Raw genomic sequence first — 24,855 nt, 5'->3', positions numbered from 1 at the left:
GTCGCGTCAGCTCCGAAGAGCCGAAACTAGCCGCGGTCTGCCGACAGGGTTGACGACACTCGGTGCGATGCGCCCTGCTTCGACCAGCACATCGCGTGGATCGGTAACCGTTGGTTCCCAACCGTTCTCGGAGAGCCAGTCGACTATTTCGAACTCTGTGTGGTGCCAGAGTGCCCGCACCGCGGCGTGCGGATCGTTGGAAATCGGTGTGGCAGTGGACGCATCGACACTCCGGGTGGTCACGCCGAAGCGCGAGCCGGGTGGCGAGAGTTCGGTGATCGTGGTCAGCAAGCGTCTGACGTCGTCTGCCGGGAAATAGACGAACAGGCCCTCGGCGAGCCACAACGTACGTCGAGCATTGTCGAATCCGGCATCGGCCAGCGTTGTGTCCCAGTCGTTCATCAGGTCCGCGACAACGACGTGGCGTCGGCAAGTCGGACGGGCGGACGCGTCGTCGAGCGCCTTCTCCTTGAACGTGAAGATGTCGGTTCGGTCGATCTCGAAGAGATCGAGATCGGCCGGCCAGCCGAGTCGGAAGCCGCGGGTGTCCAGACCGGCGCCGACGATCACCACCTGGTCGAGGCCGTCATCGACCGCGGCGGCGCAGACGCCGTCGAGAAACCGGGTCCGGGCAGTGACCCAGTGATACATCGCCACGACGGCTTGCCGCGCCTCGGGCGCGAGTGCGTCGATGTTGCGGCCGACGGAATCTCCCGATGCACTCACGAACACGGCGGCAAGGGGATCGTCGAACATGCGGTCCGGGCGTTCGCTCTCTCTGGCTCGGGCCATTGCGACACCGAGGGCGGTCCGTGCGACGCCGTCGAGCGACTCTTCGGTCATTCCCACACGATAGCGAGATTGTCACGGGCGGCGGCGCTACCGACATTTCGGTCGCTCTCGAGTACGGTGTAACGACGAATTCCGAGAACACAGGGGGACCGATGAGCGAACAGGCGCCGTACCAGGGGGGACCGCAGTACCCCGCGGGGCAATACAGCCAGCAGCAGTTCTTGCCGCCACCGCCACCCAAGTCGAACGCGGGCTGGGCTGTGGCGAGTGTGGTCTTCTTCTGGCCCTTGGCATTCTCCGCGTTCACACATGCGCTGAACGTGTATCCACGATGGGCGCAGGGTGACTTCGCGGGAGCGCAGTACGCCTCGGACCGGACGAAGAAGTTGGGTCAGATCTCGCTCGCGATCTTCGCCGCAGCGATGATCCTCTTCGTTCTCTTCTACATCATTCTGATTGTCGCCGTTGTGAACGGAATCGACGACACCGGAACGAGTTCCAACTGGTAGCGGACCTCACTCAGTCGGCGATGGCGCTGACCGAAGCCTGAACCAGACGATCGCCGCACTCACAAGAATCGTCACTGCGCCAACGGTCGTCCCGAGGTGAATCCCGGTGAGTTCACCGTGCTGCGTTGCGGCGATCGAACTGAGAATCGGGACACCGATCGTCACCGCCACCTGTTGAGTCATCGACGTGAGTCCGGTGGCCAAACCCTGTTCGTGGTCCTGCAACCCCGTAGTCCCGGTAACGGTGTACGCGACGATCGCGGTGACGTGACCGAAGAACCCCACGAACAACGCCCCCAACAGAATTGGGAGAGCTGCGCGGTCGGCGCCGAGGAGGGCGAGCGGAACAGTCGCCAGTCCTTGGACGAACAGGGCGACCGCCAGCACTCGGCGGCTACCGAATCGTCCGACAAGGCGTCCGGCGATGGGTCCGGCCGCTACCGCGGTCAATCCGGGGACACCGAACACCAAACCGGTGATCAACGGAGACAGCTCGAGGACTTTCTGCAGGTACAGCGTCGTCATGAAGATGATTCCGCTTTCGGCGGCCAACGTCACGAGGCCGCCGTAGTTGCCCCACTTGACGTTTGGCCTTGCCAGGATACGAGGGGGAGCGAGCGGTGACGCGGCCCGCGTTTCGACGATCCAGAAGGCGGCGAGCAGGACCACACCGACGACCGCCATCGGCAGGCTGTGTTCGATGACCGAGTAGATCGTCGCAAGCAACCCGCCGGATACCGTCACAGCTCCTGCCACGTCCAGCTTCATTCGCTCGGCGACGCCGCTCTCCTCGAGCAGCAAGGGGGTCGCGACCAGGATTGCCAGTGCGACAGGAACGTTGACGAAGAACGCGGCCCGCCATCCCAACAGGCCGACCAAGGTGCCGCCCACGAGTGCACCGACCGTGAATCCGCCGGAGAGCAACGCGCCGTTCAGCCCGAGGACTCGCTCGCGCAGTGCACCTTCCGGAAAGGTGGTGGTGAGCAGCGAGAGGGCAGCGGGAATCGTCATGGCGGTCGCGAAACCTTGCAGTACGCGGGCGGTGAGCAGAACTTCGGGGGTAACTGCGGCACCGCCGAGTATCGACGCTGCGACCAGCAACGACATGCCCGCGAGGAAGACCTTCCGCCTGCCGAACAGGTCGGCGACTCGACCGAACAGCAGCGTGAAACCTGCCGCGGGTAGGGCGTAAGCAGAGACGATCCATGGCAGCCCCGTTGCGGTCAGACCGACGCCCGCACCCACTTCGGGAAGCGCGACGTTGAGGATCGAAAAGTCCACGGACAGCATGAATCCGGCGCCGAGGAGGACGAGCAGGATCAGTCGCTGGCGGGCGGTGAATCGGCTCGAGGTGGGTGTCGAGATCGCGGTACTCATGACGGTGCCTCGACGCGGAATCGTTGCGCGTACTCGGCTTGCAGTGCAGCCATCCCTGCTTGGAAGTCGTAGGTCGGTGTGTCGTCCGCGAGTCGATGCACGAGTAGATCGAGATGGGCATGCCAGCCGGATCCGTATCCGACCAAGCCGTCTCGATCGGCAATGCGACGGTGCGTCACCACAAGTCGAACGCGGTCGCCTACCGGGGTCAGTTCGAAAGTGACATCCGAACCCCTGTCCCACGTGTAGGCGAGCAATCGCGGCGGCTCGTACGCGAGAACCCTTCCTCCGAAACGGTATTCGTCGACCGGTTCGGTGGCTTCGCCGATCAGTTCTGCGTTGCGAAACACGTGTTCCACCTGCCCGCCGACACGAGGCTCGATCTCTCCTGCACTCATCCACGTCTTGCGTCTTTCGGGCTCGGTGAGGAATTGCCACACCCTCTCGATGGGGCCGCGCAGGTCCCGTTCGATGCGCAGGGTGTTCGGTTCCTCGAAGGCGCAGTATTCCGTCATCGTCTTTCGTCCTTTTCGTCGTCGGCGTCCAAAGCGGCCGATAGGGCATCGATCCGTTCGTTCCAGAACCGTTCGTAGTAGCGCATCCACGCCACCCCGTCGTGAATCGGCGCAGCGTCGAGGCGGCACAGGTGGGTGCGGCCCGTGATGAGTCGTCGAACCAGGCCCGCGCGCTCGAGCACTTTGATGTGCTTGGACGCTGCGGCGAGGGTCATGTCGAACGGTGCGGCGAGCTCGCCCACGGTGCGCTCGCCGTCCGCAAGCCGGCGGACCATTGCGCGTCGTGTCGGATCCGCAAGTGCGTGAAACACCGCGTCCAGCGGATCTTCAGCATGTTCAACCACAAGGTTGAATATGCTCGGCCGCGATGCAATTGTCAACCGATCGGTTGAACGTCGACTTCGGTCGATACTGCCGCTGTTCGAGAACTGGCCACCTCGAAGCATGGAGGATGAGTGCCATGACTGTCTTCGACGAGTTCCCGATGCCACCTTGCGCGCAATTGCTCGGATGGAGCCTTGCGGAACACAATCCAGAGACCGGATGGGTGAAGGTTGGATTCGATGCCGGTCCACAATTCTGTAATCCGGGCGGGACGGTCCAAGGTGGCTTCCTCGCAGCGATGCTGGACGACACGCTGGGCCCGACGATTCTGGTGAAATCGCAGGGCTCGCATTACTGCGCGACGATCGATCTCAGCGTCTCGTTCATCGCGCCTGCGCTGCCAGGAAGGTTGGTGGGAGAGGGGCGGATCGTGCGGGCAGGCAAGACTATTGCGTTCCTGGCGGGGGAGCTTCGCAACGCTGCCGGCGATATCGTCGCCACGGCTACGGCGTCGGCACGGGTGGTGCCGACGGCAGGATTGGTGCTCGCTCCGAAAGCCGACTGAACAAACCGGTCGCGGCGCTATGGTCGCAGGCGTGACTGTGCGCGTCGATCTTCCGCTGCTGCTGGCCTCCGCCCGGGTCGTGGTGGGTGTAGTGCTCATCGCGGCGCCCACCGTGGTCCTACCGCGCGACGACGCCGCGAACGGTACGAACGCGTTGTTGATGCGCACGATCGGAATTCGCGACCTGGTGCTCGGCAGCGGAGCCGTGGTGGCTAGAACGGCCGGCTCGCGCGATGACTTCCGCCGCTGGGCCGCAGCAGGTCTGGCGAGTGATACCGGCGATCTCCTTGCGGGGATCGGTGGTGCTCACCTGGTCGGACGAGCTGGCGCGATCAAAGCGGTCGCAGTGGTCGCGCCGTGGGTCGGCGTCGGTGCGGCGGGTCTGTGGCAGAAGCGCCGGGGCGTCAGTCCCGATCGGTAGGCAACGGTCGGGGAGTGTTGGCCAGCAACCGCTTTCGAATGTCTTCGAGTTCATCGTGGGCTGCCAGCCTCCCGCGATGTGTCGGCAGCACGGAGTCGTCGACCGTCCGCTGCTGACGACGAAGATCGAGTTCGATCACCGAGAGCCGGTCTGCCAAATCGTGATCGCCGGATGCCGTTGCCGCGCGTTGAGCTTTTTGTACAGCTGCAACACTGGGATCCGCGCTGTCGCTGACAAGATCGGTCTGCGGAGGACGCGCACTCGCACCGAGCAGATCGAGCGCTCTGCTGGCAAGCTGCTCGATGTTCTGGGCGGCGCCGATCAGGATCCGTGTGTGCAGGGCACGAGTCTTCACGAGGTTCCGATCTCGTCGCGTCGCGGCAGCATTTCCGAATTGTAGGCAAACTGACTCGCGCACAGCTATTCGACAGCAGGGTGACGTCCCGACTCGACGATTACGTCGCTGGCTATCCGAGAAAGAGCCGCGATGTCCGCGGCGTCGATTCCCGCCAGCAGCGCGAGCACGTCGCCGCCGAATTCCTCGCCGACCATGCGTGCGATGCGGTGCCCCTCCGCGGTGAGCTCGACGCGCGAAACGCGACGATCATCCGTCGATGTCTGCTTGACCACCAGCCCACGCTTGACCGCGCGGTCCACGAGACCTGTGACGCTGGACTTGTCCAGCTCGAGAAGGCCGGCGATTTGTTGCATGCCTGCCGTGCGATCGCGCAGGACGCCCATCAGTCGAACCTGCGTCATCGATAGCTCGTAGGCGGCGGCCCGGCGCGCCAACGCGTTCTGCACCGCAAAGGAGAGCTGCGCGAGTGCATCGACAATCCCCAGATCGACAGTCTCTTTCGAACTCATGCAGAGAACTATACTTGCATTGGTTTGTAACTCCAACTATATTGATTGGTGACACAAACCAATCCGAACAGGAGAATCCGCGATGTCCACAACTCGTGCCGCGGTCGTCACATCGTTCGACGAACCCCCGCGCTATGGAACTTTCGAGATCCCCGACGTTCCGGACTCGGATCATCAGATCGGCGATGTCCTCGCGGTCGGTCTTCATCCCAGGGTCCGATCTGGTGCATCTGGATCGCATTACACCAGCGACGGAATCCTTCCTTTGGTCCCGGGAATAGACGGAGTCGCCCGACTTGCCAACGGCGACAAAGTGTTTTTTGTTGCGGACGACGACCTTCCCGGTCCGATGGCAGAAAAGACCGTCGTAGACATGCGGCGCGCTGTGGTGTTGCCGGAGGGTGCCGACATACCTGCCATCGCGGCTGCAATGAATCCGGCGATGTCGTCCTGGGTGGCACTACGCCGCCGGGTGGCGATCACACCGGGTCAGACCGTGTTGGTACTCGGCGCGACCGGCAACGCGGGCGCAATGGCGATCCAGGTTGCAAGACGGCTCGGTGCTGGTCACGTGATCGCGGCTGGGCGCAATCGTTCGCGTCTCGATGAGCTGGCCGATCTTGGTGCGGACACTCTGGTGCCGCTCGTCGATGACGAAACGGCCGCCGAAGATGCGTTGTCGTCAGCGTGTTCCGACGTCGATATCGTCATCGACTATCTATGGGGACGACCCGCCCAGCGGGCGATGCGGGCCTTGGTGGTCGGACGCAACGATCGAAGCAAAGCGCTCGACTGGATTCAGATCGGATCGATTGCCGGAACTGCTATCGAACTGCCGTCGGAATTGCTGCGGGCATCCAATCTGCGGATCTTCGGCAACGGACAAGGCGCTGTCTCGACTCAGGGCTATTTAGCGGAACTGCCGTCACTCATCGACGAGATCGATGCGGGCACCTTCCGAATCGCCACACGAATCGTGGCGCTGTCCGACATCGAGACTGCCTGGTCGAAAGGTGAATCCGGTTCCACGCGAACCGTTGTTGTGCCCTGAACGGGATAACCGAAACGTAGAGCCGCAGCGGACACACGCGCGTATTCAGGGCATTATGAACAAGGTGGACGCGCTGTTCGAATTCATTTCGCACTACTGGTGGCTGGTCTTCGTCTTCGGAGGCAGCATCGGTGCCGTGCTGAAAACCATCAGCGCGGCCAATTCGCGACGGATAGAACGTCGGCAGGAGCGCTACCGAATCAAGCAGCAGACCAAAGTCGCCGTCGCCCAGGCCAAGGCACAGACCCATATCGACAAGCAGACACAGCTCACGGACGTTGCCAGGGCCGTCGACGAGCACGATCAGACGGACGCTCGCTGGTTCGGCTACGAGACCAACTTGGTGACCCTGCTGGACTTTCCGATGATGACCGACATGCGTGAGCCGCTGACCGTCGACTTTCACAAGACGAAGCGGCGCGCCGATCTGCTGCGACCCGACGCTCCCGAATCGATGGTCGGCAACCGTGACGCGCAGGTGGAATACCGCGACGCCGTGCATGCCTACGCGATTGCCTTCGACATCGCCGAAACCGAGGCCAAGCGTCGGCGACGCAGTGGATTCAGTCCGATCGAGCAGGAACGGCTGGCGCGCGCGCAGCGACTGCTGAACTTGGCCATGGACGACGCCGCGACCGCGCCGGAACGGCAGAACGCGTACATGAAAGCGCGCAAGGAACTCGAGGGATTGATCGTGCTCCCGGTCGTCGCTCGATCACAGCTCGAGCGGCGCATCGCCGCGCAGATCGAGGCGTGACCCGCGCTTCCGCACTCGGGTACTTGACGTCGAGCGGAGTCTCGTCGACGAACTCATCAGACCGGTTCTTGCGAACGCTGGTCGCTGACCATCGCGTATGCGATCGCCCCGCCCGCAACCAGCAGACCTGCGCTGATGTACATGGCAATCCGAAAACCCTGACCGAACGCATGCGGATCGGTGAAGGTGGATATTCCCGCGAGACCGGGAAGTGCCGCGACGGCCAGCAGCTGACTGGTGCGGGCGACAGCGTTGTTGACCCCCGATGCGACGCCCGCCTCTTCCGGCGACACCGAGCTGAGCACTGCCGTCGTCAGCGGCGCCACCAACGCCGACAAGCCCAACCCGAAGATCAGCAAGCCGGGCAGGACGTCGACGAGATACGACGCTTCGGTTCCGATTCGCACCATCGCGAGCATGCCGAGTGCGACAAGGCCGGGTCCTACGGTCATCGGAATCCGAGGTCCGTGCCGTTGCGCCCAACGTCCGGCCGACGGCGAGAGGACGAGCATGAGGATCGTTACCGGGACAGTGGCGATACCTGCTGTGAGCGGCGAGTAGCCGGAGACGATCTGCAGCTGCAGGATAACGAGAAAGAAGCCGCCGCCCAGCGCGGCATACACGGCGAAGGTGACCAGGTTTGTGGCGTCGAACAGTCGTGACGCGAACAGTGACGGCGGCACCAATGGATGGGCCGAACGGCGTTCCACCACGACGAACGCAACCATGAGTGCTACGCCGACGACGGATATCGGCCAGGTCGCGGCGATGAGTCCGTAGGTCAGCGCGCCGAGGCCGACGGCCGCGATCAGCGCCCCGAGCACGTCGAGCTTCGCCGGAGCGTTGGGATCGTGACTTTCCGGCACATGCAACATCGACACCGCTACGACGGCGGCGGCAAGGGGCAGATTGATGAGAAACACCGAGCGCCAGCCTGCGATCTCGACCAGCCAACCGCCGAGCAACGGGCCCGCAGCCGATGCGACTCCGCCGAGCCCAGACCACAGGCCGACCGCTGCTCCGCGATCTTCGGCATCGATCGATGCCGAGATCAGCGCGAGGCTGCCGGGCGTGACCATGGCACCAGCCACACCTTGGACAACACGCGCGGCGATCAGCAGTTGCACGGTGGGCGACACCGCGCACATCAGCGAGGCAATCGCAAAACCTGTTGTGCCCCAGACGAATACCTTGCGACGCCCCAGTCGATCCGACAGCGAACCGCCGAGCAGAATGAACGCGGCCAAGGTCAGCGTGTAGCCGGTGACGGTCCATTGCAGCCCCGCGACATCCGTGTCGAGATCGGTCCCGATCTTCGGTAGGGCGATATTGACGACAAATCCGTCGAGCATCGCGAGACTCGATCCGAGCACGGTCGCCAGCACGATCCAACGTCCGCGGGTCGACGCGAGTGGCGAGGTAGTGGTCATCGCGACTGCGAGGCTTCCATGCGGTCATCCTTTCGATGGGATTCCTAGCGTCGACGTAGGATGCAAGGGAACGATCCCTAACAACATTAGGTAGCGCTCGAACGCGACGCAACGGCGAAAGGGTAAGACATGCCGAGAAGTGGAGCCGAAACCCGTTCTCACCTGCTGAAAGTCGCTGGCGAACTTTTCTATGCGAAGGGCATCAGGGCAACCGGCGTCGACCTGGTTGCCGTCGAAGCCGGCGTCGCTCCGACCACGTTGTATCGCCAGTTCGCTTCCAAAGACGACTTGGTGGGCTCGTATGTGGAAGGCGTCGATCTCGCATTCCGGGACCGATTCGCGAGCGCGATAGCGGCCGCAGGGGCCGAACCCCGCGATCAGATCTTCGCGATCTTCGACGACGCGATTGCGCAGGCCGCCCAAGATCATTTCCGCGGGTGCCCGGCACAGATGGCGTTGGCCGAATATCCAGACCCGGCATCGTCTGCCCACGCCAACGCGGTGACCGCCAAATCGTGGTTGCTGAACAGTATCGCGGCAGTGACCGAACGACTCGATGTCGACGACTCGGTCGCGCTGGCTCGGCAACTGTTCGTCGTGTGGGAGGGAATGCTGGCATCGACGATGTCGATGGGATCGACCGGTCCGGCCCAGCAATCGCGGCGGATTGTCGAGGCGCTCTTACCTGGCGAGTGACCTCGGACGGCCGTACGCGGCTGCAGCCGCGACCGATCGATCAGCCAATGCGTCCCGGATCCGCTGTGGCGCAAGGGCAACGGCTCCCGGTGCGGCAGCCCACAACGAGCCGACCGCATGCTGGTCGCTCGAGAACTCCAATTCGGCCCGATGCCAGCCATCGACTTCGTCGTCGTAGTCGATCGTGCGAACTGCCCTGCGCGACAGTTTCTCCCAGGTATCCGCGCGCACCACGCAACTCACGGTGACGACCGGCAGGGAGGTTCGGAACGACGATCGATGCGCCAGAAACGCTGCCTCCAAATCGACGTCCGCGGGTCGCTGAGCGGGCTCGGCCAGCACCGTCACCGACTCGAATCTGGAGACGCGGTACGTGCGTTCGATGTCGTTGCGTCGAGCAAGTAGGTACCAACGATCGCCGGCATAGACGAGGCCGACGGGATCGAGAACTCGGTCGACGGCGTCGGCGGTTCGGCTGCGATAGCGAGCCCGCACCCGGATTCCGTCGATCACCGCGCGTTGCAAGTCACCGAGGTGTGGCTCGGGCATCCGCGGCCACGCGAATCCGTCGGGGCGCACCAGGATCCGTTGTGCGGCGCGCGAGGCTTCGGCGCGATGCGGTTCCGGCAGAGCCGCCGAGACCTTACGCATGGCGCTCGCAAATGCGGGGGATGTGACGTGCCCCGAGGTTGACGACATCAGCGCTTTCGCTTCGAGCAACGTCAGTCCGGTCAGATCGGTGCGATAGCCGGCAATCAGCCGGATCCCGCCGCCCCGCCCCCGATCGGTGTAGACCGGAACGCCCGATGCGGACAATGCTTCGACGTCGCGGAGGACGGTTCGACGCGAGACCTCCAGTTCGGCCGCGATCTCGTCGGCAGTCAACTGGCTGCGATGCTGCAGCAGCATGAGAATGGCAAGAAGTCGGTCGGCGCGCATGCCAGAAATATTGCCAGAAAAAGGTGACAAGAGATGTCATGTTCAATCGGTTTACTGGGCGTATGACTACAGCAACCGATCTCCAGCAACTCGACCCTCGACCCATCTATCTCGGTGCCACGGCATGGGTGACAGGCTTGCTCGTCGCCGTTCGTGAAGATCAACTCACCTTGCCCACACCTTGCGAGGAGTTCGACGTGCGCGCGTTGTCGTCGCACTTGGTCGGCACCGTCGGCCGCATCATTGCGATCGGAGAGGTCGGCAGTCCTGACGCCGTGTCACCTCTCGCCCCCGAGTACGACGCAAAAACCTTTGCGCAGCTTGCCGATCGCGCGCAAGTGGTGTGGGCCGACACCGCCTTGCTCGACAAGCCGGTTGCTGCGCCCTGGGGTCAAGCGCCTGGCCGAGTCGCCCTGTGGGGCTACATCAACGAGGCACTGGTCCACGGGTGGGACCTCGCCGTTGCAACTGGACAGCCCTCCGAAGCAGACCCATCGTTGGTGGAGCCGACAGCGGTGATGGTTCGTGCCATCCTGCCCGGAGAGGTCCGCGTGCCAGGGACGCCCTTCACCGCAGTGGTGGAACCCCGCCATGTGGCAGGGCCCACCGAACGCCTGGCCAACTGGTCCGGACGCTCTGCCCAGAATTGGGTGTGACCCACGCTGTGCGACTGCGGTGATGCGCTGACTCAGGCGATGTCGAACCGATCGAGGTTCGAGACCTTCACCCAGGCGGCCACGAAGTCGTGGACGAACTTCTCCTTGGCGTCATCGCTTGCGTATACCTCTGCGAGAGCGCGCAATTCGGAGTTCGACCCGAAGACCAGGTCTGCCCGACTTCCGGTCCACTTGACCGTCCCCGCGCTGTCGCGACCCTCGAACGTCTCCGACGTGTCGTCGGTCGCCGACCACGTTGTGCCGAGGTCGAGCAGGTTCACGAAGAAGTCGTTGGTCAACGACTCGGGGGTGTCCGTGAGAACGCCTACGGCGGACTTGTTGTAGTTCGCACCCAGCACACGGAGACCGCCGACCAAGACTGTCGTCTCGGGAGCGCTGAGTGTCAGCAGGTTCGCCCGATCGAGCAGCAGGTACTCAGCGGGCAGGCGGTTGCCCTTGCCCAGGAAGTTGCGGAAGCCGTCTGCGGCGGGCTCCATCGCGGAGAACGACTCCACATCGGTCTGCTCCTGGGTGGCATCCGTTCGACCCGGCGTGAACGGCACCTCGATGTCGAAACCGGCGTTCTTGGCTGCCTGCTCCACACCGGCGGCACCGCCGAGCACGACGAGATCGGCGAAGGACACCTTCTTGTCGCCGGCGTTGAAGGACTCCTGGATCCCCTCCAGCGTGCGCACGACCTGTGCGAGGTCGTCGGGGTTGTTGACCTCCCAACCGCTCTGCGGCTGCAAGCGGATACGGCCACCGTTGGCTCCGCCGCGCTTGTCGCTGCCACGGAACGATGCCGCCGATGCCCAGGCGGTGGAAACCAGTTGCGAGACAGTCAGACCCGACGACAGGATCTGGCTCTTGAGGGCGGCGATGTCGTCGGCACCGACCAAGTCGTGGTCCACGGCGGGAACCGGGTCCTGCCAGATGAGGGTCTCGGTTGGGACCTCGGGTCCGAGGTAGCGGTCGATCGGCCCCATGTCGCGGTGGGTCAGTTTGTACCAGGCCCTGGCGAAGGCATCCGCGAATTCGGCTGGGTTCTCGAGGAAGCGTCGCGAGATCGGCTCGTAGATCGGGTCGAATCGCAGGGACAGGTCAGTGGTCAGCATCGTCGGCGGACGGTTCAGCGTGCCGTCCTCCGGATCAGGCACAGTGTTGGCGCCGCCGCCGTCTTTCGGCTGCCACTGGTGGGCGCCCGCAGGGCTCTTGGTCAACTCCCATTCGAAACCGAACAGCGTCTCGAAGAAGGTGTTGTCCCACTTGATCGGGGTAGCGGTCCATGTCACCTCGAGGCCGCTGGTGATGGCGTCGCGGCCCTTTCCGCTGCCGAACGAGCTGATCCAGCCGAGGCCCTGATTCTCGATAGCCGCGCCTTCGGGCTCGGGGCCGACGTGGGCATCCGGGTCGCCGGCGCCGTGCGCCTTGCCGAACGTGTGTCCACCAGCGATCAGGGCGACGGTCTCTTCGTCGTTCATCGCCATGCGTCGGAACGTCTCGCGAATGTCGACGGCCGCGGCGAGCGGGTCGGGATTTCCGTTGGGACCCTCGGGGTTTACGTAGATGAGGCCCATCTGGACAGCGCCGAGCGGCTCTTCGAGCTCACGGTTGCCGGTGTAGCGCTCATCGCCGAGCCAGGTGGTCTCGGGACCCCAGTAGACGTCTTCTTCCGGTTCCCACACGTCGGCGCGACCGCCCGCGTAACCGAACGTCTCGAAGCCCATCGACTCGAGTGCAACGTTGCCGGTGAGGACGATCAGATCGGCCCACGACAGGTTCTGGCCGTACTTCTTCTTGACCGGCCACAGCAGCCGACGCGCCTTGTCGAGGTTGCCGTTGTCGGGCCAGCTGTTGAGTGGAGCGAAGCGCTGCTGTCCCGCTCCGGCACCACCGCGGCCGTCGCTGATGCGGTACGTACCCGCGCTGTGCCATGCCATCCGAATCATGAAGGGGCCGTAGTGCCCGAAGTCGGCAGGCCACCAATCCTGCGACGTCGTCAGCACATTCGCGATGTCCTGCTTCACCGCTGCGAGATCGAGGGTTTTGAATCCCGCTGCATAGTCGAAACTTTCGCCCAACGGATTCGCAACGGCAGGGTTCTTGGCAAGAATCTTCAGGTTGAGCCGGTTGGGCCACCAACCGCTGTTGTCACCACCCTCGGTCGGGTGCGGTGCGCGCGCGCCGGCCATGGGGCACCGGCTCTCGGCGCTGTCGTCGTTCATTTCTCCAACTACGGCGTCAGGACTGTCGGACACTGTGAATCCTTTCGGGATAACGGTTTTCAGAAACTTTGGACTGTGGAGCACGCAGGGCACACGCCCCAGTAGATGACCTCGGCCTCGTCGATGGTGAAGCCGTGGTCGTTGTCGGCGGTCAGGCACGGCGTTGTGCCGACTGCGCAGTCGACGTCGGCAATTGCGCCGCACGTCCTGCAGACCACGTGGTGATGGTTGTCGCCGATCCGCGACTCGTAGCGGGCTGTCGAACCGGACGGCTGAATTCGGCGGATCAGGCTTGCAGCCGTGAGGGCGTGCAGGACGTCGTAGACCGCCTGTCGGGAGACGTCGGGCAGAGCACTTCGAACGGCACCGAAAATCGCTTCCGTATCCGCGTGTGGATGCTCGCCGACGGCTTCGAGCACGGCAACTCGGGGTCGAGTCACACGCAGATCGGCCGTACGCAGCTGCTGCGCAAAATCCGGCGTCGTGGGCATGGTCACACTATGCCGCTCTTTTCTGGAATGAGTCAAGAGTTTGCGGGTCCCAATTTCTGCGGCGTAGATGGCCGATCGTTTGCCGGCTTGGCTCGACCGACTGACATTCGAACGAAGGATATGCCGGTGACCAGGCTCGATGGAAACGTGAGCACTGGACGTTCGGCCCAATTAGCCTCGGAGGAAATATGTTGCGCAAGTTGAGAAGTCGGAATGCTGTTCTCCGCAACGTAGCATCGGCGACGGCGCTGGCTGCCGCACTGGCGCTCGCCGTTCCCGCGGTCGCATCCGCCTTACCGGTGCCTGGAAGCTCAGGGGGCAGCAGCGACACCGGCAGCGGCCTCGTCGACGGCGGTATCGACATCATCGAGAGCGGTATCGGGATTCTCGGCAACAGCCTCAGCGGTGGCCTCGGTTCGTCGTCGCCGAGTACCCAACAGTGCGACGAGTCGACGCAGTCCGGCCACGACGGCGTCACCGAAACCTTGCATCAGCTCGGGCGGGGCGGTCCGCTGTCCTTCGTGTTGAGTTACGAGACCTACAACGTCCCGGATCAGATCGAGGTCTTCTACCAAGGTGCGCTGCTCTACAACACGGGATTCGTCGGGGACGACATCAATGAAGGCACCGGATCGGTGGTGATCAACGTGCCCGCCGGTGCAGCCACGGCCGTCCTGGTTCGAGTGACCGGCGGAAGCTCCACCGATTGGGACTACACCGTCCATTGCCCGATCAGCTGAACGTGGGCGGCCCCTGAGGGCACACTGATGCTCGACACCTCTCGATATCGGGAAGGACGAGCATGCCTGACGCAGCAGGTTCTCCGGCCGACGATCCGTTCGACGGCCGAGTGCCGACCAACGAAGAACGTCGTATGGGTCGGCCGTGGGACGAGTCGTACAACGACGGCCCCGCGCCGTGGGACGTAGGCCCCTAGCCGGCTGTGGTGCGGCTGGAGTCCGAAGGTCGATTCCACGGGGCGGTGCTGGACGCCGGGTGTGGGAGCGGCGAGAACGCACTTCTCGTTGCGTCTCGGGGATTGTCGGTGGTCGGCGTGGACGTCGCCGGTACCGCCTTGGCGAAAGCCCGAGAGAAGGCGGCTGACCGCGGCATCGACGTCGAGTTCGTCGCAGGCGATGCCTTTGCGCTCGAGCGGTTGCACCGCACCTTCGAGACAGCGTTGGACAGCGGACTGTTCCACACTTTCGACAGCGACGAACGGCGTCGATACGCGTCGAGTCTAGGTTCGGTGATCGCACCTGGAGGGACGCTGTACCTGCTGTGTTTCGCCGATGTGGGCGCCGACATCGGCCCGCACCCGATCAGTCAGGACGACTTGCGGGCGGCGTTCGACGCGAGTACGGGATGGTCAGGGATCGAAATCGAACCGGAGCGGGTTCACACGAGGTATCACGGCGACACGGGCGCGCCCGCCTGGTTGGCAACGATCACCAGGAGCTAGAACCTGCGTCGCGCAAGACGCGTGCAAGCAGGATGAAAGGCGAACGGCGGACGCTGGTGCCATGTTGAGCGTAGCGGCGATAGACGGCACCGAGATTCAGGCGGTCGACGAAGGTGCCGGGCCGGTGTTGCTGATCGTGCACGGCGGCATGGGTGACAGTTCGGCCTGGGCAAAGGTTGCGGCGCAACTGGTCCCGCGGTTCAGAGTTGTTCGATTGCATCGACGCCAGTATCGACTCGACCTGACACCGAGCGAACCGGTATCGATGGCACAGGAGGTCACGGACGTTCTGCGGCTGGTCGAGCGAATCGGGGAACCGATCCTGCTGGTCGGGCACTCGTCGGGGGCCGTGGTTGCGTTGGAAGCCGTTGTCGCGGCACCGGAATCGTTTGTCGGGCTGGTGGCTTACGAGCCTCCCGCGGTGATCGGGCCGCCGCTCGGCGGAGCCGGTGTTCGCGATGCGTGGACCGCCTACGACGCAGGCAAGTCGGGCAAGGCAATGGCGATCTTCGACAGAACGGTGATGGAGGGATCGCGCGCGCTTGCGTTACTGCTTCGAGTGCTGGTCGGATGCGTTCCGCGAATTCGCGCATTCGTCCCGAGACAACTCGCCGACACCGATGCGATCGACGACCTCGGTGATCGTCGTGCTGCCTACGCGACGATCACCGTTCCCACGGTCTTCCTGGCGGGCGACCGGAGTCCGGCGCATCTCGGTCGGCGATTGGCGGCACTGCAAGCTGTCATGCCCACTGCGACGAAGGTGGTTCTGCCAAGAGAAGGGCACAACGGCAACGACGGCGACCCGCGCCGAGTTGCCGAGATCATCGAAAGTTTTGCGACCAGGGTCTTCGGCAGATAGGCGTCGATCAGCCCTACACCTTTGGAAGATCCATGGTCGCAAGTCGTTTCGGATCTGTCACCGATACGATCTCGACGATCTTGCCGTCGACCACCGTGCATGCCATGACACTCAGGGGCTTGCCGGTCGGACCCCAGGCAGCGAGTCCTGGTTGGCCGTCGACCAGAACGCGACGGCCGCTGACCTTCGCGTGCGCACCCTGCTTGGCTCGGCCGGCCACCTGGGTTGCGCCCAGCCGCACCACCACGCCTCGCGCGGTGTGCGAGGTCCATCGCACGTCCGGGTCGAGAACTTCCAGCAGCGCCTCGAAGTCACCACTTCTTGCGGCTGAGAGAAACGCATCGACCACATCGCGCTGGCGCTGTAGTTCGGACGCCGGACGCTGTGTGCCCTGCACCTTCCGTCGGGCCCTGCTGGCAAGCATCTTGGTTGCGTCGGTGGACTTTCCGACGATCTGAGCGACCTCGTCGAACGGCACCGCGAACGTGTCGTGCAGAACGAAAGCCAGTCGCTCGGCGGGGCTGAGGGAATCGAGTACCACCAGCAGTGCCAGCCCCACCGAATCGGCGAGCAGCGCACCTTCCTCGGGCATTCGGTCGATGTCTTCGGTGACGATCATCTCGGGCACACGATCGTCGTCGTACGGCTGCTCGGGTTTGGCCTTTCGCGATCGCAAGGTGTCGATGCAGACCCGGCTGACGACGGTGGTCAGCCACCCGCTGAGGTTGTCGATGGTCGCGGCGTCTTGGCGCGCGAGTCGGAGCCATGCTTCCTGAACTGCGTCCTCCGCGTCGACGCGCGATCCGAGTATTCGATGGGCGACGGCGACAAGGCGCGGCCGTTGTTCGACGAAGGCATCTGCCAAGGAGCTGTCGGGAAATGATCCGCTCATGTTCGTTACCTCCGCCGTTCGTATTCCGTCATAGGTGATGACGGACCCGAACGGGTCGAGGTAACCGGCAAGGAGAAAATCATGAACCTCACGCTGTGGATTATCGCTTGCTTGTTGGCCGCCGTGTTTGCCTTGGCGGGTGCCAACAAGGTGTTCCTTCCGAAGGCAACGCTGGCAAAGGCACCCGGTGGGGGATGGGTGAACGACTTCAGCGCTCGATTCGTCAAGCTTCTCGGAGTTGTCGAGATACTGGGCGCCGTAGGTTTGGTGGTCCCCGCCGCGCTCGATATCGTGCCGGTCCTCGTGCCGCTGGCGGCGGTCGGAGTCGCGGCGATCATGGTCGGCGCAGCAGTCGTGACGTCGCGACGACGCGAGTTTGTTCACGTCTTGGTCGATCTGACCTATTTGGGACTGGCGGTTTTCGTTGCCTGGGGTCGGTTCGGTCCACACGCGTTCGTATGACGCCGCTCGCGCTAGCAGCGCTAGGAACTGATGCGTATCGGTGGTAGCGTCGCTCCTGCATCTAGCAGTGCTACGAGGAGGATCGATGATGAGCGTGATCGTCTCGGTGGTCGCGGCAGTGTCCGTGTTGGGCCAATGCGGTGATCTTTGGAACCGATGTCTTTGCGGCAGTCGTTCAGCGTTCGGCGTTGCAGGCCGTCGATGACGCTGCACTCACCGCCGCGATGGGGCACGCACACCGGGTGGCGGACAAGCGGTTTCCGCCGATCGGTATCACCGGCCTGGTGAGTGCGGTGCTGGTGGCCGTCGTCGCGGCCGCGTCCGGCAATGTCGTAGCTGCCACGGCAGCCTCGATTGCCGTCCTCGCACTTGTCGTGTGGTTGGGAATCTTCGCGAAGATCAGCTTGCCAGTGAACAAGCAACTCGTCGATGCCGCCCAACGCGGTCGGGCGCACCCGAACGCTCGTGTCCTGCAGGCAACTTGGGACGGTGTGATCAACGTGAGAGTTGCTCTGCAGGCCACGGCGCTCGTAGCGTTGTGCGTCGTGCTCGCGGTGGCTTAGGACTTCCGCGCTCGGCTACCGAGTCGGGGGATCAGCATCGGCACCCGCGAGCGATAGCTGCGATAGTCGTCACCGAACGTGTCGACCAGGTCGCGTTCCTCGAAACGAATTGCGATCAAGATGAATCCGGTCATCCCAGCGGCGAACACCAGTCGACCCCACGTCATCGTCGGCGCGACCCAGAATGCGATCACGAAACCTGTGTACAGCGGGTGTCGAATCATGCGGTACAGCAACGGCGTACGAAAGTGATTGGAATCAGCCATCTTTCCCCGTTGATTGCGCCAAACTTGACGCAATCCGAATAGATCGAAGTGATCGATGGCAAACGTCGCGGCAAGCACGAGTCCCCATCCGCCAAGGGACGCCGCGAAGACCGCAACGCGGATCGGAGTCGAGTCGATGTCCCAGATGGTCCCGGGGAGTGGGCGCCATTGCCACATCAGCAGAGCGAGCGCCGCGGTGGCGAGTAAGACGTATGTGGACCGCTCGATCGGCTGGGGCACGATCTTCGTCCAGCGCCGTTTGAACCACGGCCTCGCCATGACCGAATGCTGCATCGCGAAGACTGCCACGAGTGCCAGGTCGATCACTACCGCGACGCCGGCGGGGGCGTCGGCGCCGTCGTTGATGCTATGGGGGACAACGACATCCTCGACCCATCCGATCGCGTACAAGAACACGACAAGGAACGCCGCGTAGACGACGGCACCGTATGCGGTCATCAGGGTTCGGCCGCGCCCAAGGGTGGGCGGCGTCCGCGGTGTATCGACCATCTCGGCCATGATGTTCTCTCCGATCGCTGGGTACTCCAATCATTGGAGTCTCCGATCGGGCGAGGTGCGGAACAAGGTGCCCTTGGGTGGGAGTCACCGCACCCCCGTAGTGGCACTGGGCGGAAGGGCTATTCGATGCTGCGGGCCGATACGCCTTCGGTCGGTAACGCTGCTTGGCTTGCTGCCCACGAGGCAAGCAGCTTGAGTCCGTCTGCAGTCGGCGTGCCCGAGGCCGCGGTATAGATGTTGAGCCGAAGTCCCGGCTCGCCGGGGAGCTCCATCGCCTCGAAGTCGAGGTCGAGCTGACCGATTTCGGGATGGCGCAGCCGCTTTCGGCCACTCCGGTGGTATCGCACATCTTGTGAAGCCCAGTGCCGACGAAAGAGATCGCTCTGGGTGGACAGTTCGCCGACCAATTCGATGAGCGCCTTGTCGTGCGGATTGCGCCCCGCCTCGAGGCGGAGCATCGCAGCCGCGTCCCTGGCAACCATGTCGTAGTCGACAAAGAATTCTCCCGCGGCTACAGGATGGAGGTAGAGGAAGCGCGTGGTTGCAGGGCATTGGCCAACGCGTCGAGGACGCCGTCGGAGGCGCCCGCGAGGTTGCCGCGTTCCATGCGGATGTTGTAGTCGACCGAGACACCCGCGAGCACGGCAACCTCTTCGCGGCGCAATCCCTTGACTCGGCGATTGCCGCCGTAAGCGGGAAGGCCGGATTGCTCGGGAGTGATACGCGCTCGCCTGGAGCTGAGAAAGTCGCGAATTTCGGTTCGCAGATCAGTCGGGCCCATGTAGCCACCGTAGGTGCGGTGCCGAATCAAGGGGAGGCACTGTCGGTACCTGGGTGCGTGGAACCTCCCTCGATTGTGCACCGCCTCCTACTGTGGAGATCATGAGCCTCCCGAACCTGACTTTGAACAACGGCGTCGAAATACCCGCCCTGGGTTACGGCGTCTTTCAGACGCCCCCTGACGAGACGGCCACCGCGGTCGAGACCGCATTGACGACCGGATATCGCCACATCGATACCGCAGCTGCCTACGGCAACGAGTCGGGTGTGGGGGAGGCGATCGCACGATCGGGTATCCCACGCGCCGAGCTCTTCGTCGAGACGAAGATCTGGATCACCGACTACGGCTACGACTCGACACTGCATGCCTTCGACAAGAGTGCGCGCAAGCTCGGGATCGAGCAGATCGATCTGTTGATCTTGCATCAAGCTTTGCCTGGCGAGTTCGAGCTCACCGTCGATGCGTACCGCGCATTGGAGAAACTCCTTGCCGACGGCAAGGTACGCGCGATCGGCGTCAGCAACTTCATGCCCGATCATCTCGCCGACCTCGCCGAGAAGACATCGGTGGTGCCTGCAGTGAACCAGATCGAGGTGCACCCGTATTTCCGCCAGCCAGAAGTGTTGGCCGCCAACGCCGATCGCGGAATCGTGTCGCAGGCGTGGTCGCCGATCGGCGGCATCACCTTCTACCGGGACGGCTCGCACGGTTCGACGCTGGAAGATACCACGATTGTCGGTATTGCCAAGGCGCACAACAAGACTGCCGCGCAGGTTATGCTGCGGTGGCACCTGCAAGAGGGCCGTCAGGTCATTCCGAAATCGGTGACGCCGTCGCGCATCGCGGAGAACTTCGACGTGTTCGATTTCGAGCTCACCGCAGACCAACTCGACGCGATAGACGGGCTCGACACCGGTGTGCGTGGCGGACCCGAGCCCGACGCCATCACGCGCGAGAAGTTTCGGAGGGACATTCCCGAAGCCTGAGTTGGCGCACTAGCGATCAATGCAGGGTGGGTCGGTAGATCAGTTCCAGGATGTTTCGATCGAGCGCACGGCTCTCGAGCAATTCCAGGTCGAAGTCGGCCGCGCCCTCGAAGATTGGATCTTGCCCGGTCTGCCCGGTGATTACAGGGAAGAGCGTCACCTGGACGCGGTCGACGAGGTGTTCGCTCCGAACACCATTTGTTGCTCCTGGCCGAACAAGGCGTATCGGTGATCGAGCAACTCGGGGCCTTGCTTTCCCCAGTAGCCGGTCCAGTCACCGGTGGCGGAGCCGTAGCCGTCGAGGCTGGAAAAGACGTCGAATGTGTAGGTGGCGGTCATGGTGTTCCTCCTCGTCCAGGGACGGCCAGGAGCGGCTGTCTCTCGTCTACTCCACGAATGGGCGGCGACCGATACGACACCGAACAAGAAATGTGATGTTGCTGTATCGGTAGGGTCGTTCGCATGTCGATGCCCACCGAGCCGGCTGATTCGCTTAGTACCACTGTTGCTGTGATCGGTGCGGGCATGGCGGGGTTGATCGCGGCACGAGCGTTACACCGTGAGGGCATCGATGTCGAGCCGTTCTGGCGTGACAAGGCAGACGCCGAGGCAATCCTCCCATGCCGTCGGACCCGATCGACGACGCAATCTTCTGGGCCGGAGCCGAGACCGCCTGCGAACATGCCGGCTACATCGAGGGAGCCATCGAGTCGGGGGAAAGGGCTGCGCGCCAAGTCCTCGAAGCGATGCGCCGGGCCTGCTGACGGCTAGTGCTGGGTCGGGCTCGACGGTGCCTCGACCTCGATCGCCGCATGCACCTTGTCGATGCCACCGCGCAGGATGGCCTGCGGAACGAAATAGATGGCGTGATGCCAGTAGCGCCTGACGATCTTGTCGAACACGCGCCTCGTATCCGACTTCGGCAACATGCGCGCTACCGCCTCGACCGGCTCGCCCTGCACCTTGCCGAAGATTCCACATTTCTGAATCGTCACGCGAGGGGTGTTGTTGATGCGCTTGGTCTTCCACGATCCGTCATCGGTGATGATCAGCAACTTGTCGCCCTCGGGAACACCCCAGACGGGCGTTGGCTTGGGCCTGCCGTCCTTGGTGAAAGTGGTCAGGAGAAGGTACTTCTCGCCGGAAACATCGCTGAATGTCGGAGCCATCGGTCAGTTATACCGGCGTATGGCAGGGCGGTCCCGATCGGGGCGCTTCGATCTGTTCGCGCAAGATGTCGCCGTGGCCTGCGTGCCGGGCGAACTCTTCGATCATGGCAAGCAGTGTCCATCGCATACTGACGGTTCCTTCGCGAGGATTGTCCTTGGTGTCGTCCAGATCGAACCGGGCGGCGATCGCACGCGATCGTGCACTGGCGCGCTGGAATTCGGCAATGACGTCGGCCAACGATTCGTCGTCGGCGACGGCGAACGTGCCTTCGTCTCGCTTCGAGTAACCGTCGCACTCGGTTTCGTCGAGCCCTGCCCAGAACCGTTGGAACCAAATGCGTTCCGCACCTGCGGCGTGCTTTATCAATGAGATGGGTGTTGTCAACGAGATAACCAGTTGTCGGCGGGCGTCCGCATCCGACAAGCCTCGTACGGTGTCGATGAGTGCTTCACGATTGCGATCGAGCGTGTTCTCGATGAGCGCCCGCTCAGTGCCCTCGGTAATTCTGTTGATACTCATGCGATTTCACTCCGTTCCTTCGTGGCTTCAGGCGATACGCTTCCCGTTGGCGAAGAGTCCTCCGGTGGGACCGTTGGTGCCGAGAACCGCTGCCCATACGATGTCCTTTGCGCTCTCGGAAGCGGATCGGTCGTTGTCGTCGCCGCGTTCGGGGTGCGTGGCGGTGTTGCCCGGGTCGACCGCGTTGACCAGGATCGGAGTGTCGTCCAATGCGCGAGCGAGCACGCCGGTCAAGCCGTTGAGCATGTGCTTCGCCATGGAATAGGCCGGTGCGCGCAGGCTCGCGCCGAGGTCGAGGCCGTCGGAGATCTGCAGCGCGGATGTGCTGGAGACGTTCACGATCCGAGCCGCGGGCGCGGCCGTCAGTAGCGGGAGCATCGACTGGGTCAGCGCCCAGGGCCCGATCACGCTGACTTCCATAGCTTTACGCACCGCATCCATGTCGGCGTCGAGCGCGGACAGAACTCGGAAGTCGGGCATGTCGCTGGCATTGTTGACGAGCACATCGAGGCTGCCGAAGGTGCGAGCCAGGTAGCCCACGGCCTCGTCCATGCTGGTTCGATCGGTCAAGTCGAGTCGTAGGGCGGTCGCTGCGTGTCCGTCCTGGCGAAGCTTCTCCGCAAGCGGTTCCGCTTGCGAGATATCGCGGGCGGTGACGATGACGTGGAAGTCGAGCTCGGCCAACTGTCGTACCACGGCGAAGCCGAGCCCGGCCTCCCTGCTGGTCCCCGTGACAAGGGCCGTTTTGGCGGTCATGTCGGTGCCTTCTTCCATGTTCGAATTGATCGCGAGTCTCGCGACTTGTAGTGAATGAGCAGCTTGTCGAATTGTCAGTCGAGGAAGAACCAATGCGGCGGTAGCCTCGAAGAGTGGACGTACTCGCCCTCACGAACGCTGGGATCAGCGGCGGACATCTCGCTGGTGTCTTCATCGTGTCGAGACTGGTGTACCTGATGATCGTCGTCGGCCTGCTTGTCGCGATGTACCGATTTCTCAATCGATGAAGCTAAGATCGTGTCGATGACTACTACATTGCGCGGGAGGGCTTTTCCCGACCGATTGTGACCGGCCGATCGGGTCGTGGGGACCGACAACCGCCGCGAATCAGAAGCAAATCAGAACTGCAACAACAGCGTAGACCAGCACGCCATCAATGCTGGAACCATCTCATCGCCGCACCGCTATGGCCGCAACACGGCGTCAATCTCGGTACGCTGCTACGAACGTGTGACGCTGTCGGCGCGTGCCTGGCAGTTCCTCGCCTGCCATGGGTGCCCGAAGCGCTGCGGCGTGGAAATACTCTGCGGCACAAGCAATGTGTGCACTGGATCGAGGGCGACGTGTGCCGGTGGCTGTACCGCCAACGCGCGGGTGATTCTGCAATTCTCGGCGTCGAGCTGGCCGACGAGTCGATCAGACTCGCCGATCTGCCTGCGGCGCGTCGTCGAACGATCGTGGTGCTCGGCAACGAGGGCAGCGGCATACCAGCGGAGGCGCTGGAACTTCTCGACTCGGCCGTGGAGATACCGATGCTCGGCTCCGGGCACAGCCTGAACGTCGCCGTCGCAGCCTCGCTGGTGTTGTACAAGGCGGCGGGGTTGATGTGAATCGTTGCGTTGCCACCGCTCTGTCATGACCTCGACCAGGACAAGGCGATCGTTCAGGTCAGCGTTCGAATGCGCCGGTCAGTCGACCGCGGGCGAGGACGGGCGAGTCGATTCCGGACAGAAGGGTTCGAGGGCGAACACGATCTGGCGAGGACGCACCGGTGCCGTCCAGGGGTGAGGACAGTGCGAAGAGTTGAAAGACGTAGTGGTGCGGCCCGTGCCCCTTGATCGGTGCCGGACCGTGGTAGCCGCGTCCGATCGTGGACCGCAGCACCCGCACACCGTTGCCGGGCCGCCGTGCAGCCAGGGCACCCGCCTCGAGGTGTGCGATCGCCGGCTCGACCAAGGCGAGGCAGTGCACCGCTGGTTTCGTCATGGGAACGTCGATGTCCTCTACGACGAGGAGCAGTTGTGTCGTCCCGGTTGGTAGTGAGCTCCACGCCAGGTGGGGGGACAAGTCGTCGCCGCCGATGTTCTTCGCGCAGTGCTGCAGTGGTATTGCGCCGCCGTCATCGATATGTCGGCTGCTGACGGTCAGTAGTTCCGGGCCGTGCAGGTTGGGCCGGTTCCAGGCTGTGTGAGTGTCGCCGGCTCTGCGGTTGTTCAGGAGTCGACCGAGCATGCTCATCGCGTTGCCCCGACCATGTCGATGACCTCGGCCGTGGTGGCTGTTTCCCCGATCTTCGGGAAGACGCGTTCGATGCTGTGCCGATGCGAGTAGGATTCCAGGTCGCCCATGGCGTCGGTGGCGAGCACGACGTGGTAGCCGTAATCGGATGCCGATCGGGCGGTCGACTCGACGCCTGCGCTGGTCGAAATACCCGCGAGCACGATCTGGGTAACACCGAGATCTCGCAGCAGGGTGTCGAGGCCGGTGTCGTGAAACGCGCTGCGGCGGCGCTTGGTGATCAGGTGATCGGTCGGCTGGACGTCGAGTTCGTCGATGAGATCAGCCCAGTTGGCCGACATTGCGGCGCTGCCCCTGGACCATCCAGCTTCGGTACGACCCGGCGCACGTCCGATCACGTTCACCAGAACCACCGGCAAGCTGTGTCGCCGGAACTCGGCGACCAGTTGTGCTGCTTGCCCGACGACAGCAGTCATCGAATTGTCGGCGACGGCGGACACGACGCCCTTCTGCAGGTCGATCA

34 protein-coding genes and 2 pseudogenes are annotated in these 24,855 nt (G+C 63.4%); 17 read left to right on the top strand and 19 right to left on the bottom strand.

Features of this window, described 5'->3' with window-relative positions; all coding sequences use genetic code 11:
- Window positions 1-6 precede the first annotated feature (6 nt).
- Entirely contained in the window at window positions 7-843 is an 837-nt protein-coding gene (locus FOY51_RS19450; protein ID WP_149431917.1) for an SAM-dependent methyltransferase, read from the bottom strand.
- Between the two features lie 101 nt (window positions 844-944).
- On the opposite strand from FOY51_RS19450, the gene FOY51_RS19445 reads away from it, so the two are divergent.
- A complete protein-coding gene (locus FOY51_RS19445) occupies window positions 945-1,301 on the top strand; it encodes a CD225/dispanin family protein (RefSeq protein WP_149431916.1) in 357 nt (118 codons plus the stop codon).
- A gap of 6 nt (window positions 1,302-1,307) precedes the next feature.
- On the opposite strand, the gene FOY51_RS19440 is transcribed toward FOY51_RS19445, so the two are convergent.
- The 3 genes from FOY51_RS19440 to FOY51_RS19430 are packed head-to-tail and all read right to left on the bottom strand — an operon-like array spanning window position 1,308 to window position 3,537.
- On the bottom strand, window positions 1,308-2,678 hold the full coding sequence (locus FOY51_RS19440; protein WP_149431915.1) for an MFS transporter: 1,371 nt from the start codon (window positions 2,676-2,678) through the stop codon (window positions 1,308-1,310).
- Window positions 2,675-3,193, bottom strand: a complete 519-nt coding sequence (locus FOY51_RS19435) for an SRPBCC family protein (RefSeq protein ID WP_149431914.1) — start codon at window positions 3,191-3,193, stop codon at window positions 2,675-2,677. Before FOY51_RS19435 ends, FOY51_RS19440 begins: the two co-directional genes overlap by 4 nt.
- Window positions 3,190-3,537, bottom strand: a complete 348-nt coding sequence (locus FOY51_RS19430) for an ArsR/SmtB family transcription factor (protein WP_149431913.1) — start codon at window positions 3,535-3,537, stop codon at window positions 3,190-3,192. The genes FOY51_RS19435 and FOY51_RS19430 overlap by 4 nt, the downstream gene beginning before the upstream one ends.
- A 116-nt stretch (window positions 3,538-3,653) precedes the next feature.
- Between FOY51_RS19430 and FOY51_RS19425 the strand changes: the two genes are divergently transcribed.
- Complete coding sequence (locus FOY51_RS19425) at window positions 3,654-4,082, top strand: PaaI family thioesterase (protein ID WP_149431912.1); 429 nt, start codon at window positions 3,654-3,656, stop codon at window positions 4,080-4,082.
- A 31-nt stretch (window positions 4,083-4,113) separates the two neighbouring features.
- Window positions 4,114-4,503: a hypothetical protein gene (locus tag FOY51_RS19420; protein ID WP_149431911.1), complete on the top strand. Its 390-nt coding sequence runs from the start codon at window positions 4,114-4,116 to the stop codon at window positions 4,501-4,503.
- Here the strand turns inward: FOY51_RS19420 and FOY51_RS19415 are convergent.
- Both FOY51_RS19415 and FOY51_RS19410 read right to left on the bottom strand, forming a co-directional pair.
- Window positions 4,487-4,858, bottom strand: coding sequence for a hypothetical protein (locus FOY51_RS19415; protein ID WP_149431910.1), 372 nt, complete (start codon window positions 4,856-4,858; stop codon window positions 4,487-4,489). The two genes, FOY51_RS19420 and FOY51_RS19415, sit on opposite strands and share 17 nt — an antisense overlap.
- A gap of 65 nt (window positions 4,859-4,923) precedes the next feature.
- Window positions 4,924-5,370 (bottom strand): MarR family winged helix-turn-helix transcriptional regulator, encoded by a 447-nt coding sequence (locus FOY51_RS19410; protein ID WP_149431909.1) that lies wholly within the window; start codon window positions 5,368-5,370, stop codon window positions 4,924-4,926.
- Window positions 5,371-5,452: 82 nt separating this feature from the next.
- Here FOY51_RS19410 and FOY51_RS19405 point away from each other — a divergent pair, with 82 nt between their 5' ends.
- Together FOY51_RS19405 and FOY51_RS19400 are read left to right on the top strand one after the other, a co-directional pair.
- Window positions 5,453-6,421, top strand: coding sequence for a quinone oxidoreductase family protein (locus FOY51_RS19405; RefSeq protein WP_149431908.1), 969 nt, complete (start codon window positions 5,453-5,455; stop codon window positions 6,419-6,421).
- A 64-nt stretch (window positions 6,422-6,485) separates the two neighbouring features.
- Entirely contained in the window at window positions 6,486-7,178 is a 693-nt protein-coding gene (locus FOY51_RS19400) for a hypothetical protein (RefSeq protein WP_149431961.1), read from the top strand.
- Between the two features lie 56 nt (window positions 7,179-7,234).
- Here FOY51_RS19400 and FOY51_RS19395 read toward each other — a convergent pair whose 3' ends face one another.
- Complete coding sequence (locus FOY51_RS19395; protein WP_149431907.1) at window positions 7,235-8,608, bottom strand: MFS transporter; 1,374 nt, start codon at window positions 8,606-8,608, stop codon at window positions 7,235-7,237.
- 129 nt (window positions 8,609-8,737) lie between these two features.
- Between FOY51_RS19395 and FOY51_RS19390 the strand changes: the two genes are divergently transcribed.
- A complete protein-coding gene (locus FOY51_RS19390; protein WP_149431906.1) occupies window positions 8,738-9,304 on the top strand; it encodes a TetR/AcrR family transcriptional regulator in 567 nt (188 codons plus the stop codon).
- Here FOY51_RS19390 and FOY51_RS19385 read toward each other — a convergent pair.
- Window positions 9,290-10,243, bottom strand: a complete 954-nt coding sequence (locus FOY51_RS19385) for a helix-turn-helix transcriptional regulator (protein WP_149431905.1) — start codon at window positions 10,241-10,243, stop codon at window positions 9,290-9,292. The two genes, FOY51_RS19390 and FOY51_RS19385, sit on opposite strands and share 15 nt — an antisense overlap.
- Before the next feature lie 62 nt (window positions 10,244-10,305).
- Here FOY51_RS19385 and FOY51_RS19380 point away from each other — a divergent pair, with 62 nt between their 5' ends.
- Window positions 10,306-10,899, top strand: coding sequence for a TIGR03086 family metal-binding protein (locus tag FOY51_RS19380; protein ID WP_149431904.1), 594 nt, complete (start codon window positions 10,306-10,308; stop codon window positions 10,897-10,899).
- Window positions 10,900-10,931: 32 nt separating this feature from the next.
- Here FOY51_RS19380 and katG read toward each other — a convergent pair whose 3' ends face one another.
- Both katG and FOY51_RS19370 read right to left on the bottom strand, forming a co-directional pair.
- Complete coding sequence (gene katG / locus FOY51_RS19375) at window positions 10,932-13,124, bottom strand: catalase/peroxidase HPI (protein WP_187776392.1); 2,193 nt, start codon at window positions 13,122-13,124, stop codon at window positions 10,932-10,934.
- 59 nt (window positions 13,125-13,183) lie between these two features.
- The gene (locus tag FOY51_RS19370) at window positions 13,184-13,615 is read right to left on the bottom strand and encodes a Fur family transcriptional regulator (protein ID WP_149431902.1); all 432 of its coding nucleotides are present in this window, start codon (window positions 13,613-13,615) and stop codon (window positions 13,184-13,186) included.
- 200 nt (window positions 13,616-13,815) lie between these two features.
- Between FOY51_RS19370 and FOY51_RS19365 the strand changes: the two genes are divergently transcribed.
- The 4 genes from FOY51_RS19365 to FOY51_RS19355 all read left to right on the top strand — a co-directional run bounded on the left by FOY51_RS19365 (window position 13,816) and on the right by FOY51_RS19355 (window position 15,939).
- Window positions 13,816-14,355, top strand: a complete 540-nt coding sequence (locus FOY51_RS19365; protein WP_235916509.1) for a hypothetical protein — start codon at window positions 13,816-13,818, stop codon at window positions 14,353-14,355.
- Window positions 14,356-14,417: 62 nt separating this feature from the next.
- Window positions 14,418-14,552 (top strand): hypothetical protein, encoded by a 135-nt coding sequence (locus tag FOY51_RS28200; RefSeq protein WP_442862207.1) that lies wholly within the window; start codon window positions 14,418-14,420, stop codon window positions 14,550-14,552.
- Window positions 14,553-14,561: 9 nt separating this feature from the next.
- Window positions 14,562-15,077, top strand: coding sequence for a class I SAM-dependent methyltransferase (locus FOY51_RS19360; RefSeq protein WP_442862206.1), 516 nt, complete (start codon window positions 14,562-14,564; stop codon window positions 15,075-15,077).
- A 61-nt stretch (window positions 15,078-15,138) separates the two neighbouring features.
- Complete coding sequence (locus tag FOY51_RS19355) at window positions 15,139-15,939, top strand: alpha/beta fold hydrolase (protein ID WP_149431900.1); 801 nt, start codon at window positions 15,139-15,141, stop codon at window positions 15,937-15,939.
- A gap of 13 nt (window positions 15,940-15,952) precedes the next feature.
- Here the strand turns inward: FOY51_RS19355 and FOY51_RS19350 are convergent, their stop codons facing one another.
- A complete protein-coding gene (locus tag FOY51_RS19350; RefSeq protein ID WP_149431899.1) occupies window positions 15,953-16,831 on the bottom strand; it encodes a sigma-70 family RNA polymerase sigma factor in 879 nt (292 codons plus the stop codon).
- 81 nt (window positions 16,832-16,912) lie between these two features.
- Here FOY51_RS19350 and FOY51_RS19345 point away from each other — a divergent pair, with 81 nt between their 5' ends.
- Together FOY51_RS19345 and FOY51_RS19340 are read left to right on the top strand one after the other, a co-directional pair.
- Window positions 16,913-17,293 carry a DoxX family protein gene (locus FOY51_RS19345; protein WP_149431898.1) on the top strand — a complete coding sequence of 127 codons (381 nt, stop codon included), beginning with the start codon at window positions 16,913-16,915 and terminating at the stop codon, window positions 17,291-17,293.
- Between the two features lie 140 nt (window positions 17,294-17,433).
- Window positions 17,434-17,856, top strand: coding sequence for a DUF1772 domain-containing protein (locus FOY51_RS19340; protein ID WP_214633123.1), 423 nt, complete (start codon window positions 17,434-17,436; stop codon window positions 17,854-17,856).
- Here the strand turns inward: FOY51_RS19340 and mddA are convergent.
- Window positions 17,853-18,641 carry a methanethiol S-methyltransferase gene (gene mddA, locus FOY51_RS19335; RefSeq protein ID WP_149431897.1) on the bottom strand — a complete coding sequence of 263 codons (789 nt, stop codon included), beginning with the start codon at window positions 18,639-18,641 and terminating at the stop codon, window positions 17,853-17,855. The genes FOY51_RS19340 and mddA overlap by 4 nt on opposite strands.
- A 119-nt stretch (window positions 18,642-18,760) precedes the next feature.
- Window positions 18,761-19,422: pseudogene (locus tag FOY51_RS19330) on the bottom strand (MmyB family transcriptional regulator).
- Window positions 19,423-19,523: 101 nt separating this feature from the next.
- Between FOY51_RS19330 and FOY51_RS19325 the strand changes: the two are divergent.
- Entirely contained in the window at window positions 19,524-20,408 is an 885-nt protein-coding gene (locus FOY51_RS19325) for an aldo/keto reductase (RefSeq protein WP_149431896.1), read from the top strand.
- A gap of 16 nt (window positions 20,409-20,424) precedes the next feature.
- Here the strand turns inward: FOY51_RS19325 and FOY51_RS19320 are convergent.
- Window positions 20,425-20,747 (bottom strand): annotated as a pseudogene (locus tag FOY51_RS19320) (hypothetical protein).
- 281 nt (window positions 20,748-21,028) lie between these two features.
- Here FOY51_RS19320 and FOY51_RS19310 point away from each other — a divergent pair.
- On the top strand, window positions 21,029-21,172 hold the full coding sequence (locus FOY51_RS19310) for an FAD-dependent oxidoreductase (RefSeq protein ID WP_149431895.1): 144 nt from the start codon (window positions 21,029-21,031) through the stop codon (window positions 21,170-21,172).
- A 3-nt stretch (window positions 21,173-21,175) separates the two neighbouring features.
- On the opposite strand, the gene FOY51_RS19305 is transcribed toward FOY51_RS19310, so the two are convergent.
- The 3 genes from FOY51_RS19305 to FOY51_RS19295 are packed head-to-tail and all read right to left on the bottom strand — an operon-like array spanning window position 21,176 to window position 22,853.
- Entirely contained in the window at window positions 21,176-21,577 is a 402-nt protein-coding gene (locus tag FOY51_RS19305) for a PPOX class F420-dependent oxidoreductase (RefSeq protein ID WP_149431894.1), read from the bottom strand.
- 7 nt (window positions 21,578-21,584) lie between these two features.
- Window positions 21,585-22,097 carry a DinB family protein gene (locus FOY51_RS19300; RefSeq protein WP_149431893.1) on the bottom strand — a complete coding sequence of 171 codons (513 nt, stop codon included), beginning with the start codon at window positions 22,095-22,097 and terminating at the stop codon, window positions 21,585-21,587.
- Between the two features lie 27 nt (window positions 22,098-22,124).
- On the bottom strand, window positions 22,125-22,853 hold the full coding sequence (locus FOY51_RS19295) for an SDR family NAD(P)-dependent oxidoreductase (protein WP_149431892.1): 729 nt from the start codon (window positions 22,851-22,853) through the stop codon (window positions 22,125-22,127).
- 113 nt (window positions 22,854-22,966) lie between these two features.
- Here FOY51_RS19295 and FOY51_RS27860 point away from each other — a divergent pair, with 113 nt between their 5' ends.
- Window positions 22,967-23,101 carry a hypothetical protein gene (locus FOY51_RS27860; RefSeq protein ID WP_290367905.1) on the top strand — a complete coding sequence of 45 codons (135 nt, stop codon included), beginning with the start codon at window positions 22,967-22,969 and terminating at the stop codon, window positions 23,099-23,101.
- Window positions 23,102-23,158: 57 nt separating this feature from the next.
- Window positions 23,159-23,704 (top strand): TrmH family RNA methyltransferase, encoded by a 546-nt coding sequence (locus FOY51_RS19290; protein ID WP_187776391.1) that lies wholly within the window; start codon window positions 23,159-23,161, stop codon window positions 23,702-23,704.
- Window positions 23,705-23,762: 58 nt separating this feature from the next.
- On the opposite strand, the gene FOY51_RS19285 is transcribed toward FOY51_RS19290, so the two are convergent.
- Window positions 23,763-24,326, bottom strand: a complete 564-nt coding sequence (locus FOY51_RS19285; RefSeq protein ID WP_235916507.1) for a YbhB/YbcL family Raf kinase inhibitor-like protein — start codon at window positions 24,324-24,326, stop codon at window positions 23,763-23,765.
- Between the two features lie 2 nt (window positions 24,327-24,328).
- A complete protein-coding gene (locus tag FOY51_RS27675; protein ID WP_235916528.1) occupies window positions 24,329-24,808 on the bottom strand; it encodes a cysteine hydrolase family protein in 480 nt (159 codons plus the stop codon).
- Window positions 24,809-24,855: the final 47 nt, after the last annotated feature.

It is taken from the genome of Antrihabitans cavernicola (assembly GCF_008297975.1).
GTDB classification, from domain to species: domain Bacteria; phylum Actinomycetota; class Actinomycetes; order Mycobacteriales; family Mycobacteriaceae; genus Antrihabitans; species Antrihabitans cavernicola.
The sequence above is the reverse complement of the archived record's forward strand: the minus strand, read 5'-3'. Positions and strand labels throughout refer to the sequence as shown.

What these genes read in the sequence shown, in the direction of transcription:
- FOY51_RS19450 (WP_149431917.1), bottom strand. Translation starts at nt 843, where the DNA reads ATGACCGAAGAGTCGCTCGACGGCGTCGCACGGACCGCCCTCGGTGTC.
- FOY51_RS19445 (WP_149431916.1), top strand. Translation starts at nt 945, where the DNA reads ATGAGCGAACAGGCGCCGTACCAGGGGGGACCGCAGTACCCCGCGGGG.
- FOY51_RS19440 (WP_149431915.1), bottom strand. Translation starts at nt 2,678, where the DNA reads ATGAGTACCGCGATCTCGACACCCACCTCGAGCCGATTCACCGCCCGC.
- FOY51_RS19435 (WP_149431914.1), bottom strand. Translation starts at nt 3,193, where the DNA reads ATGACGGAATACTGCGCCTTCGAGGAACCGAACACCCTGCGCATCGAA.
- FOY51_RS19425 (WP_149431912.1), top strand. Translation starts at nt 3,654, where the DNA reads ATGACTGTCTTCGACGAGTTCCCGATGCCACCTTGCGCGCAATTGCTC.
- FOY51_RS19410 (WP_149431909.1), bottom strand. Translation starts at nt 5,370, where the DNA reads ATGAGTTCGAAAGAGACTGTCGATCTGGGGATTGTCGATGCACTCGCG.
- FOY51_RS19405 (WP_149431908.1), top strand. Translation starts at nt 5,453, where the DNA reads ATGTCCACAACTCGTGCCGCGGTCGTCACATCGTTCGACGAACCCCCG.
- FOY51_RS19395 (WP_149431907.1), bottom strand. Translation starts at nt 8,608, where the DNA reads ATGACCACTACCTCGCCACTCGCGTCGACCCGCGGACGTTGGATCGTG.
- FOY51_RS19390 (WP_149431906.1), top strand. Translation starts at nt 8,738, where the DNA reads ATGCCGAGAAGTGGAGCCGAAACCCGTTCTCACCTGCTGAAAGTCGCT.
- FOY51_RS19385 (WP_149431905.1), bottom strand. Translation starts at nt 10,243, where the DNA reads ATGCGCGCCGACCGACTTCTTGCCATTCTCATGCTGCTGCAGCATCGC.
- FOY51_RS19380 (WP_149431904.1), top strand. Translation starts at nt 10,306, where the DNA reads ATGACTACAGCAACCGATCTCCAGCAACTCGACCCTCGACCCATCTAT.
- katG (WP_187776392.1), bottom strand. Translation starts at nt 13,124, where the DNA reads ATGAACGACGACAGCGCCGAGAGCCGGTGCCCCATGGCCGGCGCGCGC.
- FOY51_RS19370 (WP_149431902.1), bottom strand. Translation starts at nt 13,615, where the DNA reads ATGCCCACGACGCCGGATTTTGCGCAGCAGCTGCGTACGGCCGATCTG.
- FOY51_RS28200 (WP_442862207.1), top strand. Translation starts at nt 14,418, where the DNA reads ATGCCTGACGCAGCAGGTTCTCCGGCCGACGATCCGTTCGACGGCCGA.
- FOY51_RS19355 (WP_149431900.1), top strand. Translation starts at nt 15,139, where the DNA reads ATGTTGAGCGTAGCGGCGATAGACGGCACCGAGATTCAGGCGGTCGAC.
- FOY51_RS19350 (WP_149431899.1), bottom strand. Translation starts at nt 16,831, where the DNA reads ATGAGCGGATCATTTCCCGACAGCTCCTTGGCAGATGCCTTCGTCGAA.
- FOY51_RS19345 (WP_149431898.1), top strand. Translation starts at nt 16,913, where the DNA reads ATGAACCTCACGCTGTGGATTATCGCTTGCTTGTTGGCCGCCGTGTTT.
- mddA (WP_149431897.1), bottom strand. Translation starts at nt 18,641, where the DNA reads ATGGCCGAGATGGTCGATACACCGCGGACGCCGCCCACCCTTGGGCGC.
- FOY51_RS19325 (WP_149431896.1), top strand. Translation starts at nt 19,524, where the DNA reads ATGAGCCTCCCGAACCTGACTTTGAACAACGGCGTCGAAATACCCGCC.
- FOY51_RS19310 (WP_149431895.1), top strand. Translation starts at nt 21,029, where the DNA reads ATGCCGTCGGACCCGATCGACGACGCAATCTTCTGGGCCGGAGCCGAG.
- FOY51_RS19305 (WP_149431894.1), bottom strand. Translation starts at nt 21,577, where the DNA reads ATGGCTCCGACATTCAGCGATGTTTCCGGCGAGAAGTACCTTCTCCTG.
- FOY51_RS19300 (WP_149431893.1), bottom strand. Translation starts at nt 22,097, where the DNA reads ATGAGTATCAACAGAATTACCGAGGGCACTGAGCGGGCGCTCATCGAG.
- FOY51_RS19295 (WP_149431892.1), bottom strand. Translation starts at nt 22,853, where the DNA reads ATGACCGCCAAAACGGCCCTTGTCACGGGGACCAGCAGGGAGGCCGGG.
- FOY51_RS19285 (WP_235916507.1), bottom strand. Translation starts at nt 24,326, where the DNA reads ATGCTCGGTCGACTCCTGAACAACCGCAGAGCCGGCGACACTCACACA.
- FOY51_RS27675 (WP_235916528.1), bottom strand. Translation starts at nt 24,808, where the DNA reads ATGACTGCTGTCGTCGGGCAAGCAGCACAACTGGTCGCCGAGTTCCGG.